A 16,106-nucleotide genomic window follows, 5' to 3' on the forward strand; every position below is an offset into this window, starting at 1 on the left:
TTCTTAATTATAACAAAAATAAAGCTATACCAAAACAAAATTTTGGTATAGCTTATAGATTACTCTTTCATAGATTCTAAAATTATTTCTTTCCCCTCTTTAAAAGATGTTTCTTCTTCTTTTTTAATTTTTTCCATTATTTTATCAGGTTTTAACCCCTCCTCTATTCCTTTATTTAAAGCAGTATCCCAAAGTAAAAATGCTTTGCTATCAAAAGGGGTAATAGGATATTCCTCTGTTTTATTCATAAGACTTTCATAAAGCCCTTTTTCATCCTGATTTCCAAGGAATTTATTATTTATCTTTACAGACTCTTTTTTCTCTCTTAAAGGCATATACCCTGGAACACTTGAAACCGCATTAGTATCTACGTATTCAAAAGCATAATATTCTATAAACTTAGCTGCCATATTTTTATTTTTACTTCCACTACTCATAGAAATTATTGTAGAATTATTCCAACCATATCTACCAAAAGGAAGTGAAGTTGCTCTCCATTTACCTTCTTGTTCTGGAACTAACCCTTGAAGTTCACTAGCTCCCCAAGACCCTAAATAAAGCATTGCAAGCTTTCCTTCTTTAAGATATTTTTTACCTAAATCAGACCAAATATCAGTATATGCAAACATTTTCTCTTTTTGAACTTCTTGAGCTATTTCAATCCCTTCTTTAAATTGTTCTGTATTTCTTTGATAAATTAAATTTTCATCATAATAAGGCATATTAGCTGTATAAAGTTTTGTAGCTTCTGCTATCCACTGAAGAATATATATACCTTCTTTTTTAAGTTTTCTAGCCATATCAAGCCAGTTATTTGGATCTTTCATAAATTCACTTAAAGCTTCTGGCTCGCTTGGAAACCCATACTTTTCTAAAATATCTGCTCTATAGTATGTAACCATAGGTGCTGATGCAAAAGGTATTCCAAGTATCTCTTTTTTATCTAAAGACTTTCCTAAATTCCAAAGTTCTTTATCAAAGTTTTCTTCGTACTTTTTAATTCCATACTCTTCCTTTGAAAGATCTTCTAGGCTTTTCGCTGTATTAAATTCTCCATAGTCATTACTATCTATTATTAAAAGGTCTGGACCATTATCAGATGTTAGTCCTTTTTTATATTCTGAAATATAATTTTCATGAGGAATAACTTTAACATTTATTTTTACCTTTGGATATTTCTCATTAAATCCTTTTATAGCATCTTCGAAACCATCATAATGTGACCAAAGTTCTAAAGTAACCTCTTCATTACTATTAATTTTCTCATTTTCTCCCTTTTCACTTAATGCAACTTCTTTCCCACACCCAATTAATCCTAAAGAAAGAATTCCTATTCCTAAAAGTTTTAAAATTTTACTCATACCTTGTCCTCTCTTTCAAATACTTTATAAACTCCTCTTCTGGCAGAGGTTTACTATAATAGTAACCTTGAACTTCATCGCATCCTGAATCTATAACGTATTTCTTTTCATCGTCATTTTCAACCCCTTCAGCTACTATATTAAGTCCAAGTTCCTTAGCTGTATTTACAATAAGTTTTACTATATTCTTCTTTCTTGTATCTTTATTAACTTCTTTAATAAATTCCCTATCAACTTTAAGTTCTTCAATAGGCAATTGAATTAACTGCGTTAAAGAAGAATATCCCTTTCCAAAATCATCCATAGAAATCTTAACTCCTAAAGATTTTAACTTTTCCATATTTTCTATTGCTTTTTTTGTATCTTCTATTAATACACTCTCTGTTACTTCAAGTTTTAAATATCTAGGTTCTATATTGAACCTTTCAAGATTATTTTTAACAGAATTTATTAGATAATCTTTAGTAAAATGTTTCCCCGAAATATTTATAGATACAGGAACAAATGCAATATTTTTATCTTGAAGATTTTTATTTATTTTAAGACCTTCTTTAATAACCCACTCATCTAAAGCTATTATCAAATTACTTTCCTCTGCAACGCTTATAAATTCGTCAGGATAAACTACTCCAAGTTCGTCATCTGTCCACCTAAGTAAACATTCAAACCCAGCTATACTTTTTCCATCCTTATAAATCTTAGGCTGCATAAAAAGCTTTAAATTATTATTCTTTATAGCTTCTGTTAAATTATTTTCAATTAAAACTCTTCTATCTATCTTCTCTTTCATTGCTAAATTAAAAAATTCTAATTTTCCATACCCTTTAGCCTTAGATTCATACATTGCAATATCAGAAAACTTTATAATATCGTCAAGGTTATTACTATCTTTTGGATAAATACTAACCCCCATACTACAATTAATATTTAAAAAAACTTCATTAACCTTAATGGCTCTTTTAAATCCTTCAATAATTTTTAAAGACGTATTAAAAATTGTTTCTTCATCACCTGATTTAATAACTACAACAAATTCATCTCCACCGATTCTATAAACTTTAGTTATGCTATCTTTTATTTCATTTAGCCTTTTAGATACCTCAACTAAAAGCTCATCACCTGCATTATGTCCTAAAGTATCATTTATACTCTTAAACTTATCTATATCTAAGATCATAACTGAAAATTCTTCATTTTCTTTAACGTATTCTGTTATTTTATTTCTAAAAGAAAGTCTATTTCTAAGATTAGTTAAATTATCATAATAAGCTAATTTATATAACTTATGTTGAGACTTATTTAATTTTTTAAATATCTTTCTCATCTCTTCTGACATAGTTTCCATATTAGATATAAACGAATTAACTTCTGATATTCCACTCTTTGGCCAGTTAACTACTTCATTATTTTTAAGTTTATATGGTAAATTTCTAGTATTAATTGAAATTAATGCTGCTGATTTAAATAATGTTTTATTTAAAACAATCAAATAAAGACCTATAAAAAATATAAATAAAATTAGGAATTTGATTTGACTAAATTGCTCTTGAACTATTCTCTCCCTATAAGCATTCATAGGAGTACTTATATAAATATCTAAGTTACCATTTTCTATCTTATCTTTATATAAAATAGAACTATCATTTAAGTTATATCCTATTTTGGCTTTATTTCCATTGTCTAAAGTTACTTTGTATGATTTTTCACTTACCTTGTTTACTATTATATTTGGGTTAACTTCCCTACTACCTGTAGCTAAGATAATATGTCCATTTTCGTCAGTTAAATATATCAAAATATTTCTATCATCTACTAATCTTTTTATATCCTTTTTTATTTTAGCAACTTCAACTATATTTCCCATTTTTAAATTTAATATTTCGTCTGCGTCCCAAAAATCAATAGATTTTTCTATTAAACTATGAATTCCATTAGCACTTTCTTCATTTGTTTTGTAAATATAATCGTAACTATTATAAATATCTATATAAATATTTATAATAAATGGCACTAAAATCATAGCTGCTGTTATATGTATAAACATATCTTTTAAGCTTATATTTAATTTTCCTTTTAAAATGTTCCCAAACACAAAATATCTTAAAATAATCTCTGCTAAAAACGTATTTAATAAGGAATTTATAAAAATCAAAAGTGCATCAAAGAATTCATAATACTGAAAATCTTTGATCAAATTTTTACACAAAAATATTACTGGAATTATTATAAAAAGCCAGCAAACTAAATCTAACAAAATTATGCTTATTTTTTTTCTTTTATATATTTCATAGATAAATACTAACTCACCAAAATAAATAAGATCTAACGAGTTATCCTTTAGAAAAAAGGAAGAAAATACTATAAGTATACCACTTGTGAAATATCCAATCTTTCTCCCGTAGATAAAAATTATTATTAAGTAAATCATATTAGAGAAATTAAATAAATTACTAGCCGTACTATCATTTAGCCAGTTTGTTCTAAGAATAATTGAGAAAAAGACTAAAAATAAATACACTAAGAAGGCTCTTCTTTTGCTCTTAAATAAATGATTATCTCTTTTACTCAATATCCGTCCTCCTTATTTTATGAATAAATTTTAAATTTTTCATTAATTATACTATAATTTCTTCACAAAATAAACGATTTTTGTAAAATCTTTCTTATTTTTGATTGTTTTACTTCCTTTTATTTAATTCTTTATCATTTTATTAAAAACTTCCTTACTTATCTTTTTATTTAATATCAATCCAATGTAATTATATGGTTATTTTTAGTTTCTAAAATAATGTTTTGTCACATTTTGTAATACAAATTTGAAATATAAAAAAGAACGTCAAAATTTTGACGTTCCTTTTTGTTTATTCCATACTATTTTTAATATAGTCTTCTATTTCTTTTAAATTATCTTTACTTAAATTTACTTTGTAGTTCTTACTTAAAAATTCTCCCTTGTATCCGCCTACTCTTAAATCGATAGTTACCCTATTTGTTATCCACCTATCTTTGATTTTAAAGTCGTCTATTTTTTCAAAAGGTATCCACTCACCGTTTGGATAAATCATTCCGTCTTTAAAAATCTTTAATCTAAATCCTTTAAAATAATATATCTTTAATAATATAATTAAGCTAAGTAGCGCTATTATATTTAAAATTATCTTTTCATATTCATCTACACCTTTTGCATAGTATTTTCCCTGCAAACTCAAGATTAATGTAACTACTACTAAAATATAAGCAACAACTTCCCAAAGCTTTCCATAATCTAAAGCTGTATATTTAGGTTCATCTTCGTATTTTAAATCTCTACTTTCTTGCCTATCTATAAAATGGTCTATAAAACTAAAGAGTTCGCATATAAAAAATAAACACACCCCAAAGAATCCGAATTCCATTTTTTTAGTGATTAAAGCATAAATTAAAATGCACACCCCAAGCACACTACCACTGTCAAAAAAAATCTCAAATTTCCTACGCATTTTCCCTCACACCTATCTTTTTCAAACTATAAATATTATATAATAAAAATAGCTTTTATCCTATTGTATTTTTGTAACATTTATTGTTACTTTATTACTTTTTTTATTTCCTTTATAAAATCCTCGTAATCACCCTTTTCTTTTATTATTTTAAGTATCTTACTTCCTATAATTACGCCATCTACATAATCTTTTATATTTAATACATCATAAATAGTTGAAATTCCAAAACCTAAAAATATTTTATTATCTGTAAAACTTCTAATTTCCTTTATATAATCTTCTATTTTAAAAGATATATTTTCGTTTTCTCCTGTAGTTCCATTTACTGATACTGCATAGATAAACCCTGAGTCTTTACCTACTATATTTTTAATTCTAGATTTTGAAGTTCTAGTTACAAGAGGAATATAACATATATCTTCTTTTATTAATTTTTCTTTTAAAACTAAACTTTCTTCTAAAGGAAGGTCTGGAACTATAAGTCCATCTACCCCTATTTCTTTTAATTTTTCTACAAATAAATCAATTCCATAGCAGTAAATAAGATTATAGTAACTCATAATAACTATAGGAATATTAAATTCCTCTAAGCTTTTTATCATATTAAATACATCATTTATTTTTATATTATTTTTTAAAACATAATCATAAGCTTCTTTGATAACTTCTCCGTCAGCTAAAGCTTCTTTGTAAGGAATTCCAACTTCAATAATATCGCTTCCGCTTTTATAAAGGTTTAATATTATTTCTTTTGATTTTTCTATATTAGGATATCCCCCTACTGTAAATGTAGTTAAATACTTTTTGTCTTCTTTTAAAACTTCTTTTAGCTTATTCAATTTTTCCTCCTAAAAAATAGTTATTTATAGAGTCCATATCCTTATCCCCTCTTCCTGAAAGGTTAATTACGACTACATCAGAAGGCTTTAGCTTTCCTTTAAGGCTAACTGCATAAGCTACAGCATGAGCTGATTCTATAGCTGGAATAATCCCTTCTCTCTTACTTAAATAAACTAAAGATTTCATAGCCTCATCGTCGTTTATAGGATAGTATTTTACTCTTCCTATACTATTTAAGAAGGCATGTTCAGGTCCAACTCCAGGATAATCAAGCCCCGCTGAAATAGAATAAGCTTCTTCTATATTTCCAAAATCATCTCTTAATACATAAGTAAACATCCCATGTATTATTCCTTTTTTATTTTTTGTGATTGTAGCTGCTGTAAACTTTGTATCTACTCCAAAACCTCCGCCTTCTACTCCTATAAGTTCTACTTTATCATCTTTTAAAAACTCGAAGAAAGCTCCGATTGCGTTACTACCTCCCCCAACTGGCGCTATTATATAGTCTGGAAGCCTTCCTTCTTTTAAAAGGATCTCTTCTTTTATTTCTTTTCCTATTATTTTTTGAAATTCACGTACTATAGTAGGGTAAGGGTGTGGACCTACAGCTGAACCTATAAGGTAATAAGAATCTGAAACGTTACTTACCCAATACTTTATAGCTTCGCTTACAGCATCACTTAAGCTTTTACTTCCAGACGTTACAGGAACTATCTTTGCTCCTAAAAGTTCCATTTTCTTTACGTTTAAGTCTTGCCTTTTTATATCTAATTCACCCATAAATATTATGCATTCCATCCCAAACTTTGCACATACTGTAGCTGTAGCTAAGCCGTGTTGCCCTGCACCTGTCTCTGCTATTACTTTCTTTTTACCCATCCTTTTAGCTAAAAGAATTTGACCTATTGCATTATTTATTTTGTGTGCCCCTGTGTGATTTAAGTCTTCTCTTTTTAAATAAACCTTAAACTCTAAATCTTTGCTTATATTCTCTGCAAAATATAAAGAAGTTGGCCTTCCTACATAATCTTTTAAATAGTAATTATATTCTTTTAAAAACTCCTCGTCTTTTATATATTTATTAAATCCTTCTTCTAATTCTGTTAAAGAAGACATAACAGTCTCTGGAACGTATTGCCCTCCAAACTCACTAAACTTACCTTTTAAATTTTTATTATCCATTCTTTCTTACCCTCCTAATAAAATCTTTTATTAAATCTAAATCTTTTTCTCCCTTTTTCTCTACTCCAGACGAAACATCAACTCCATATAAATCTATATTTTTTAATATAATTTCTATATTTTCTAAATTAAGTCCCCCAGCTAAAAATACTTTTTCCTTTAAGAATTTCTTATCTAAAGATTCTTTTATTTTATTTAAATTTATAGCTTGTCCGCTTCCTGGTACTTTGTTATCAACTATTAAAAAATCTATATCTTTATCTTTATAATCTTTTAGATTCTCTAAATTTACCCCTTTAAAAATCTTAAAATTTTTATTATAGATATTTCCAAAGTCCTTTACTTTATTTATATAATTAATATCTTCATCTCCGTGAAGCTGAACTGAGTTAAAGTTAAATCTTTTAATTCCTTCTAAAACAAAATCTATTTTTTCATCTTTAAAAACTGCAACTGAACTTTTTTCTTTTATATATATTTTTTCAAACTCCTCATAAGTTATTTTTCTTTTACTTTTAGAAAAAACATACCCTAAATAGTCTATATCTAAATCTTTAAGTTCTTCTTTTCTTTTAATATTTTTAATTCCACAGATCTTTATTTTCATTTATGAATCTCCTCATAAAAAACTCTCCAACAAGAACTCCGTCTACCCCTAAAGATTTAATATAATCTATATCTTCAAAGCTATTTATACCGCTTTCTGAAATAGTTAAGATTCCTTTTGGGATATATTTAATTAATTCTTTTGTATTTTCTAAATCTACTTTAAAATTTTTTAGATTTCTATTATTTATGCCGATAATCTCGGGGTTTATTTTTAAAGCTAAATCTAGCTCCTCTTTAGAGTGAACTTCAACTAAAATATCTAATCCTAGTTCTTTTCCTAATTCATAAAATTCTTTTAATTTATCTTTTAAAAGGGCTACTATTAATAAAATGCAATCTGCCCCTAAAAATTTACTTTCGTATATTTGATATTTATCTATTATAAAATCTTTCCTTAAGATAGGTTTATCACTTATTCCTTTTATAAGACTTATATATTCATCTTTTCCTTTGAAAAATTCCTCTTCAGTTAAAATTGAATAAGCATCTATATTTTCTTTTTTATGAAATTCATTTATTTTTTCTAAATTAAAGTCTTTAACTATCTCTCCTTTAGATGGAGATGCTTTTTTTAATTCTCCTATAATAGTTAAATCTTCTTTTAATAAAGCCTTTTTAAATAACTCCTTATTTTCTTTTAAAGAATTAATTTTTTCAAGTTTTACAAAACTTATCTTTTCTAAATACATAGCCCCTCCTAAACTTTAAATTTTAAATACTATTAGATTTTTCTTTAAGGCTTAGATATTTTAAATAGGCCGCGCCGCTATCTAAAAGCTTTTCTGCAAGTTTAATTCCTTTAAAAATACTTTCTGATGATTTTCCAACATAAAGGGCTGCACCTGCATTTAATAAAACTATATCTCGCTTAGGTCCCTTTTTCCCTTTTAAAATATCTAAGATAATTTCTGCGTTTTCTTTAGGAGTTCCTCCAGATACCTCTTCTATTTTGCATCTTTTAAAGCCGAAGTCTTCAGGTTTAATCGAATACTTTGTAATTTTCTTATCTTTAATTTCGCAAATATCAGTGTGAGAAGATAAACTTATTTCATCTAACCCGTCACCTCCGTGTACTATAAGCCCATTTAAAAGTCCTACTTCTTTAGAGACTTTAGCTACAACTTCTAGCAAATCTCCATCATAAATCCCTAAAAGCTGGCCTTTAACTTCTGCTGGGTTTATAAGAGGTCCGATTAAATTAAATATAGTTCTAACTCCTAGCTCTTTTCTTTCTTTTGATACGTTTTTCATACCTTCGTGATAATCTTTTGCAAAAAGAAAACTCATTCCATAATCTTTAATCATCCTCTTACTTTTATCTAAAGGTAAGTCACTATTAATTCCTAGTTCTTCTAATACATCCTTACTTCCGCATTTACTTGTTATAGACCGATTACCGTGCTTTGCAACCTTTACTCCTCCGCTACAAGCTATGATTGCAGTTATAGTTGAGATATTAAAAGTGTTTAAAGAATCTCCTCCAGTCCCGCAAGTATCTATTAAATACTCCTCATTTAAATCTATCTTTTTCATATCTTCTCTAAGTGCTTCTACTATTCCAAGTATCTCAAAAAAAGTTTCTCCCTTACTTTTAAGTCCTATTAAAAGTCCTCCTATTTGAGCTGATGATATATTTCCTTTTATTATTTCTCTAGTTATTTCTTTCATCCTAAACCTTTCTATATCTTTTCTCTCTGAAATTCTTTTTAAATCCTCTTTAATATCCATAAGCTCTCCTCTCCTTACACCTTGCAAATATCAAAGATAAAGTTTTCTATAATTTCTTTTCCTTTATCTGTATAGATAGATTCTGGGTGAAACTGCACTCCGAAAGTTTTAAATCCCTTTACCTTTAAAGCCATAATCAAATCATCTCCAATATTTCTTCCTATGACTTCAATATTTTGAGGTAATGTATTTTCATCTACTACTAAAGAGTGGTATCTCATAACCTCTATCTTTCTTTTAATATTTTTAAATAGCTCCTTTTCATTAAGCCTTATAGTTGATTTTTTCCCGTGGTATACTTTGCTGCATTTTATTATTTCTCCTCCAAAAGCTTTTGCTATAGCTTGATGCCCTAAACAAACTCCTAAAATAGGAATAGTTTTATAAAAGTTTTTTATAAGGTCTATTATTATCCCTGCATTTTCTGGTCTTCCAGGCCCTGGTGAAATAATAATTCCAGAAGGGTTTATATCTTCTATTTCTTTTAAGGTGATCTCATCGTTTTTAAAGATTTTAACATCTGTTAATTCCCCTATCATACTATAAAGGTTATAAGAAAATGAATCGTAATTATCTATTAGTATTATCATAATAAAGCCTCCTTTAAAGCTTTAATCTTATTTTTTATTTCATCGTATTCAGTCCCTGGAACTGAATCATAAACTATGCCAGCTCCCCCTTGAAGAAAGCATTCATCTCCCCTAACTACAATAGTTCTAATTGCTATGCTCATATCCATATTTCCACCATAAGAAAAATATCCAACGCTCCCTGAATATATTCCTCTACTAAAGTCTTCGATTTCATCTATTATTTCCATAGCTCGTATCTTCGGTGCACCTGAAACTGTTCCAGCTGGAAAACATGCTATTAAAGCGTCTAAACTATCTTTATTATCTAAAATCTCCCCTCTTACAACAGATGATATATGCATAACGCATGAAAACTTCTTTATTTCCATAAAAGATGTAACTTCAGTTTTTTTAAATTTAGAAATTTTATTTATATCATTTCTTCCTAAATCCACTAGCATCACGTGTTCTGCCTTTTCTTTTTCATCTTTTAATAAATCTTCTTCTAACTTTTTATCTTCTATTAAGGTTTTTCCTCTAGGCCTAGTTCCAGCTATTGGGTTAGTTTTTACTATATTATCTTTTAAAGAAACTAAGCTTTCAGGAGATGAGCCTATTATATTTATTTTTTCAAATTCTAAAAGAAACATATAAGAAGAAGGATTATCTTCTCTTAATTTCCTATAGATTTCAAAAGGTTCTTTATTTCTTTTGCACTTTTCTTTTAAAGATAAAACCACTTGAAATATTTCCCCTTCCTCTATAAGGTTTTTAGCTTTCTTAACCTTTTCTATAAATTCCTCTCTGCTAGTTAAAGAATCAAATATAACTTCCTTTTTCTCTTCACTACATTCTAGATCTAAATCCTTAAAACTTTTTATTTCTCTAAGCTTTTCTTTATGCTGACCTTTTATTTCTTCATAGCTTCTAGTTTCTTTAGAATTGATATTTGATATAAAACTTACCTTATGATTAAAAGAATCATAACAGATATACTCATCATAAAAGGCTAGTCCTACATCTTCAAAATCATTAGTTTTAATAGATTTAAGTTTTTTTGAAATATCTCTAACAGCCTCGTAGCTTATAAAAGATATAAGACCTCCCTTAAAAGGAAATTCATTACTCTCTTTATAAAAATCTTCTTCTAAAAACTTTTTAATATATTTAAAGCCTTTATTCCCTTGAGTAAAATATACTTCCTTTGGATTTTCTCCTAAAAAAGAATATCTCCCACTTCTTTCAAAATCAGCACCGCTTTCTAGTAGAAATTTATATTTTCCTTTAAAACTTTTATAAATATTTATAGGTGTTAAATAATCTCCTCTAAATGTGCTAATTAAAGAAAATGTTTTATTTTTATCTTTTAATTCATAAAATAACTCTTTTGAAATATTAATCATTTAAATCCCTCCAAAAATAAAATAAACCACTTCGCCTAAAATGAGACGAAGTGGTTATGCCACTCATTTTTATATCATAAAAGTAATTTAGCTTATAAAAAAAACACCTCATCCAAAATAGGACGAAATGTAAATATTCGCTATACCACCTATGCTTAAGTAAAAGATACGGAAATGTTTTCGATATCCTGTCCTTTTAACGGTAGACTCTCCGTATAGCCCTACTTTAAAATAATTTCAAGCTATCCTCTAAAAGACCCATTCAATAATAGCTACAGCACCTAACTCTCACCAAACGTTAGACTCTCTTTAACTAACCTCTATTATTTACTCCCTCTTTATAACAAGTTTCCTTTTTCATTTTTTACTATTATATTAAAACAAATTTTATCTGTTAAAAGAAAAGGAGCTAATTATTTAAAATTAGCTCTTCCTCTCTTTAATTTACTATTATTTTCTAAAATTTTCTAATTATTTTATTTTTAAACAAATCTTAAAATCTGTTTTTTAATATTTATTTTCTTATATTCTTTAAATAAAAGATTACACTTCCTAAAATACTTATTATTATTCCAATAATTAAAAAGGCAAATCTTAAACTTATATATTCTCCTATAACCCCAGCTATTGGGAAAAGTACTACCATCCCTATAGAAAAAATCATACTATCTATAGATATAATAGTTGCACGCATTTTTGATGGAATAAGTTCATTTATCATATTTGAACTTATAGGATAAAGCATAGCTGTAAAAAATCCTAAAAAGCAAAATGATAAAATAGAAAATTTATAATCAACTAAAGAAAAAAGTATTATAGATACTGAAATTCCAAGAGGAATAAATAAATATCCTTTTTCTTTTAGAGCTCTATTTATCTTGCTACTTAAAAGTGAGCCAAGCCCTGAAAAGATTCCATGCGCTAAAAATATTAAAGATATTTGAATCTTACTTAGTCCAGAATCACTAAAATATTGTTGCCCGTAAAAAAACACTGTAGCTGAAAAGACGCTAACTAAAGGGAAAAATACTAGTAGTTTTCTAAGTCTTTTATTTTCTTTTAAAATAAAATAACTCCCTTTAAAATGCTCTCTTAAAGTTTCTTTTAAAGAGCCTCTAACCTCTTTTTCTTTATTTAAAACTTCAAAAAACCTTAAAGAAAAAAATAAAGAAATTAAATTTATAAATATAGCAGCTGCATAGCTTAATGTAAAACTTATATTAGCTAAAGCCCCACCTACAAAAACAGCAATCCCTCCTGCTACTTCTATTATTAAGTTATATCTTCCTAAAATCTTTTCATATTCATTTTCTTTTCCTAAAATCTTTAAGCTATCGTAAACTAAGGCGTCTTCAGAGCCAGAATTTAAATTATAACTTAAAGCATCAATACTAAAACCAATTGCAAGATATATAAAGTTATTTGAAAACATAACTATTAAACATGCAACTAAACTTAAAACTCTCCCTATAACTATAGTCTTTTTTCTCCCTAAAAGATCTGCTATAGCACCTGTTGGTATTTCAAAAATTAATCCTGTAATATGAAATATGCTCTCTAAAAGCCCTATTTGGATTAAGCTCATCCCTTTATAACCTAAGTATAAAACCCAAATTGCTGACGTTATACTAAAGTTTGAAAAAAATCTATAAAAATAATCTAATCTAATATTTTCTTTTATTCTATTCATTTCATTACACTCCTAAAATTTAATTTTGAACGTAAAAATAGACCGAGATTTAATAAATCGGTCTATCTAAGTTACTGCGTAATGAAATTTTTATAAGTAAATCTTACAAAAACTTTCTAAAAAATTGCGCAGTAACCCAATTTCTTGAAAAGTCATATACAAGAGTACATGAACTGCTAGATAAAATTTGAGTTCTGTCATTTTTAGAATCGTTTATCATAAGTCTTACCTCCTTAATTTATTCTTATATACCATATTTTACATGTTTTTATATTCTTCTGCAAGTATTCCATAATAACTAGTATCACAAACTCCTGAATTATTCCAGTCAGCTTGTCTTAACGTACCTTCATATTTCATACCGCACTTTTCCATAACCTTCCCTGAAAAAGGATTTTTAGGGTCATGCCTTGATTCTACTTTATTTGCCTTAACTTCTTCAAAGAAGAATCTTATAATCTCTTTTAAAGCTTCAGATGTTATTCCCTTATTCCAATAATCTTTACTTATGCAATATCCTATATGAACTAAGCCTATTTTCTCATTCATTCCAACAGAACTTATAGTTCCTATAACTTCATCAGAATCTTTTAGCGCTATTCCCCATTGATAAAATCTTAAATTATTATATCTACCAATCCAAGCTTCTAAAAGCTCTTTTGTATCGTAAAGATATTTGTGTGGTGCCCAAGTTAGGTATTTTGTAACTTCTTTATCTGAAACCCAATTATTAAACATATTTTCGGCATCACTATGCTTTAATTTTCTTAAAATTAGTCTATCTGTTTCTAAAGTAACTGTTCCTTTTTGTTCCATAAACTCTCCCCCTTTATTATACTATGTCAAAATCTTATGGAAGTTCGTTTCCTGCAGCTAAATAAATTTCATACCATTCTTTTCTAGTAAGTACAACATTTGAAGCATTTGAAATATCTTTTAATCTATCGCTATTTGTAGTTCCGACTATAGTTTGAATTTTTGCAGGATGTCTAAGTATCCAAGCTGTAGCTATAACAGTATTAGATACATTATATTTTTTTGCAATTTCATCTATTTTTTCGTTTAATTTTTTGAATTTATCGTTGTTTAAAAATACACCTTCGAAGAATCCATATTGGTATGGAGACCAAGCTTGAATAGTTATATCATTTAATCTACAATAATCTAAAACATACCCGTCTCTATCTAAAGATGCTTCGTTTTTCATATTCATGTTTACTCCAGAGTCTAGCATACCTGTATGCATTATTCCAAACTGAAGTTGATTTACAATAAGCTTTTCGTCTAAATATTTATTTAATAATTCTATTTGGTATGGAGTGTGATTGCTTACCCCAAATCTTTTTACCTTACCACTCTTTTTTAATATACTAAAAGCTTCTGCCACTTCTTCTGGTTCTACTAAAATATCAGGACGGTGAAGAAGAAAAGTATCTAAATAATCAGTTTTTAATCTTTTTAAACTTTTATCAACTGAACTTAAAATGTGATCTTTTGAAAAATCATACATCTCTCCTGGAATAATTCCGCATTTACTTTGTATAATCATCTTTTCTCTAATATTTGAATCCATATTAATAGCTTTTGAAAAAAGTTCTTCTGATCTACCTCCTGCATATATATCTGCGTGATCAAAAAAGTTTATCCCATTTTCTAGAGCTGTTTTTATTAAAACCTCTGCCTTATCTTTAGATAATTCAGCAATCCTCATACACCCTAGTCCTATTTCTGATGCATTTATAGAACTTTTGCCTAAATCTATATTTTTCATTTTATGTCCTCCCTTTCTCTTCTTTTGAAATATTGAAAATATTTACTTATGTTTAATTATACCAAAAAAAGAGTTAGTATAATACTAACTCTTTTATAAACTATTAAGCATTTTGTGCTACTTTTGATTTTAATAATGATATAAAAACTGGTAACACAGAAACTATTATTATTAAGATTGTTACTAATGAGAAATTATTTTGTATAAATGGTATGTTTCCAAAGAAATAACCTATCGCTGATATTAAACCTACCCAAAGGAATCCTCCTAAGGCATTAAATTTAATAAACTCTTTATAGTGCATCTCTCCAACCCCTGCAATAAACGGTGCAAAAGTTCTAACTATCGGAACAAACCTTGCGATAACTATAGTTTTTCCGCCATACTTATCAAAATAACTGTTTGTCTTTTCTACATACTCTTTTTTAATAATTTTAGAGTTACTTTCTAAAATTTTGGTTCCTATAAATTTACCTATACTGTAATTTACCGTATCTCCTAAGATAGCAGCTACAATTAAAAGTAAAACAACAACCCATATATTTAATAATCCCTTTGCTGCAAAAAGTGCAGTTGCAAAAATAACTGAATCCCCTGGTAAAAACGGAGTTACAACTAAAGCCGTTTCAAAGAATATAACTAAAAAGATTATTAAATATACTAGCGTTCCGTAATCTGTAATTAAAGCTCCTAAATACTTATCTAGGTGAAAAAGTATATCTATAAATTTATTAATTAAGTCCATATTATCACTTCCTTATTATTGATATAACCTTACTTTCTAAAAATATGTATAGCTTTGACACTCTATTTTTTAAATATTTATTATAGAAAAATCCGCTTATAAAAACAATTATATATGCTGTAATTACATCAAAAGGATAATGATGTCCTACGTAAACTCTTGAAATCCCAACAAGTATCGTCATAAGCATAAAAATTGCCCCTAAAATCTTATCAAACATACCAAACCCTACAGATACACTCATAGTAAATGATGAATGATCGCTTGGAAAGCCTGAGTCAGCGGCATGAGGATATAAAAGATTTACCTTATGACTTACAAAAGGTCTAGGTTCATATATAAAAATTCCAATCGCCATATTTATAGCTAAATTAATAATAGAAAAAATAACAGTGTTTACTGCCATCTCTCTTAAGGATTCTTTCTTTTTAATAGCACCTGCTATATAAATCCCTACAACAAATAGTGCAAAAATATAAGGTATCCCTTTAGAGCAAAACATCATAAATTTGTCTAAAGTTTCATTTCTCAAAGCTAAATCATTTATGCTTCTAAACCAATCTAGGTTTAAGTTCATAATAACTTCCTCCTTAGTTACTTTATTTATTTTACTTTTCTAATGTTAAATCCATATTAAGCTTAATAAGATTTAAGAAAAGATTAACTTTTGCTAATAATAATTATATCCAGCTATCATTGATTATATAAGAGAAGCTTATG

At 27.6% G+C, this 16,106-nt stretch carries 15 protein-coding genes; all 15 read right to left on the minus strand.

Going from position 1 to position 16,106, the window contains the following annotated elements; genetic code table 11:
- Positions 1-59 precede the first annotated feature (59 nt).
- Positions 60-1,361, minus strand: coding sequence for an ABC transporter substrate-binding protein (locus M4I33_RS00335; RefSeq protein WP_257914596.1), 1,302 nt, complete (start codon positions 1,359-1,361; stop codon positions 60-62).
- Entirely contained in the window at positions 1,354-3,930 is a 2,577-nt protein-coding gene (locus tag M4I33_RS00340; protein WP_257914598.1) for an EAL domain-containing protein, read from the minus strand. The genes M4I33_RS00335 and M4I33_RS00340 overlap by 8 nt, the downstream gene beginning before the upstream one ends.
- 292 nt (positions 3,931-4,222) lie before the next feature.
- On the minus strand, positions 4,223-4,840 hold the full coding sequence (locus M4I33_RS00345) for a hypothetical protein (RefSeq protein ID WP_257914600.1): 618 nt from the start codon (positions 4,838-4,840) through the stop codon (positions 4,223-4,225).
- Between the two features lie 86 nt (positions 4,841-4,926).
- On the minus strand, positions 4,927-5,682 hold the full coding sequence (gene trpA, locus M4I33_RS00350) for a tryptophan synthase subunit alpha (RefSeq protein ID WP_257914602.1): 756 nt from the start codon (positions 5,680-5,682) through the stop codon (positions 4,927-4,929).
- Complete coding sequence (gene trpB, locus M4I33_RS00355; RefSeq protein ID WP_257914611.1) at positions 5,675-6,868, minus strand: tryptophan synthase subunit beta; 1,194 nt, start codon at positions 6,866-6,868, stop codon at positions 5,675-5,677. The genes trpA and trpB overlap by 8 nt, the downstream gene beginning before the upstream one ends.
- Positions 6,861-7,475, minus strand: coding sequence for a phosphoribosylanthranilate isomerase (locus M4I33_RS00360; protein ID WP_257914612.1), 615 nt, complete (start codon positions 7,473-7,475; stop codon positions 6,861-6,863). The genes trpB and M4I33_RS00360 overlap by 8 nt, the downstream gene beginning before the upstream one ends.
- On the minus strand, positions 7,450-8,166 hold the full coding sequence (gene trpC, locus M4I33_RS00365; protein ID WP_257914614.1) for an indole-3-glycerol phosphate synthase TrpC: 717 nt from the start codon (positions 8,164-8,166) through the stop codon (positions 7,450-7,452). Before trpC ends, M4I33_RS00360 begins: the two co-directional genes overlap by 26 nt.
- 22 nt (positions 8,167-8,188) lie before the next feature.
- Positions 8,189-9,205, minus strand: coding sequence for an anthranilate phosphoribosyltransferase (trpD, locus tag M4I33_RS00370; RefSeq protein ID WP_257914616.1), 1,017 nt, complete (start codon positions 9,203-9,205; stop codon positions 8,189-8,191).
- Positions 9,206-9,219: 14 nt separating this feature from the next.
- The gene (locus tag M4I33_RS00375) at positions 9,220-9,795 is read right to left on the minus strand and encodes an aminodeoxychorismate/anthranilate synthase component II (protein ID WP_257914618.1); all 576 of its coding nucleotides are present in this window, start codon (positions 9,793-9,795) and stop codon (positions 9,220-9,222) included.
- A complete protein-coding gene (locus M4I33_RS00380; protein ID WP_257914620.1) occupies positions 9,792-11,180 on the minus strand; it encodes an anthranilate synthase component I family protein in 1,389 nt (462 codons plus the stop codon). The genes M4I33_RS00375 and M4I33_RS00380 overlap by 4 nt, the downstream gene beginning before the upstream one ends.
- A 514-nt stretch (positions 11,181-11,694) precedes the next feature.
- Entirely contained in the window at positions 11,695-12,870 is a 1,176-nt protein-coding gene (locus M4I33_RS00385; protein WP_257914622.1) for an MFS transporter, read from the minus strand.
- Between the two features lie 258 nt (positions 12,871-13,128).
- Complete coding sequence (locus tag M4I33_RS00390; protein WP_257914624.1) at positions 13,129-13,686, minus strand: GNAT family N-acetyltransferase; 558 nt, start codon at positions 13,684-13,686, stop codon at positions 13,129-13,131.
- Between the two features lie 34 nt (positions 13,687-13,720).
- Positions 13,721-14,641, minus strand: a complete 921-nt coding sequence (locus M4I33_RS00395; RefSeq protein WP_257914626.1) for an aldo/keto reductase family oxidoreductase — start codon at positions 14,639-14,641, stop codon at positions 13,721-13,723.
- A 103-nt stretch (positions 14,642-14,744) separates the two neighbouring features.
- Positions 14,745-15,386, minus strand: a complete 642-nt coding sequence (locus M4I33_RS00400; RefSeq protein ID WP_257914634.1) for a DedA family protein — start codon at positions 15,384-15,386, stop codon at positions 14,745-14,747.
- A gap of 4 nt (positions 15,387-15,390) precedes the next feature.
- A complete protein-coding gene (locus M4I33_RS00405) occupies positions 15,391-15,963 on the minus strand; it encodes an undecaprenyl-diphosphatase (protein ID WP_257914636.1) in 573 nt (190 codons plus the stop codon).
- Positions 15,964-16,106 lie beyond the last annotated feature (143 nt).

This window comes from Clostridium sp. LY3-2, from assembly GCF_024705715.1.
Lineage (GTDB): Bacteria > Bacillota > Clostridia > Clostridiales > Clostridiaceae > Clostridium.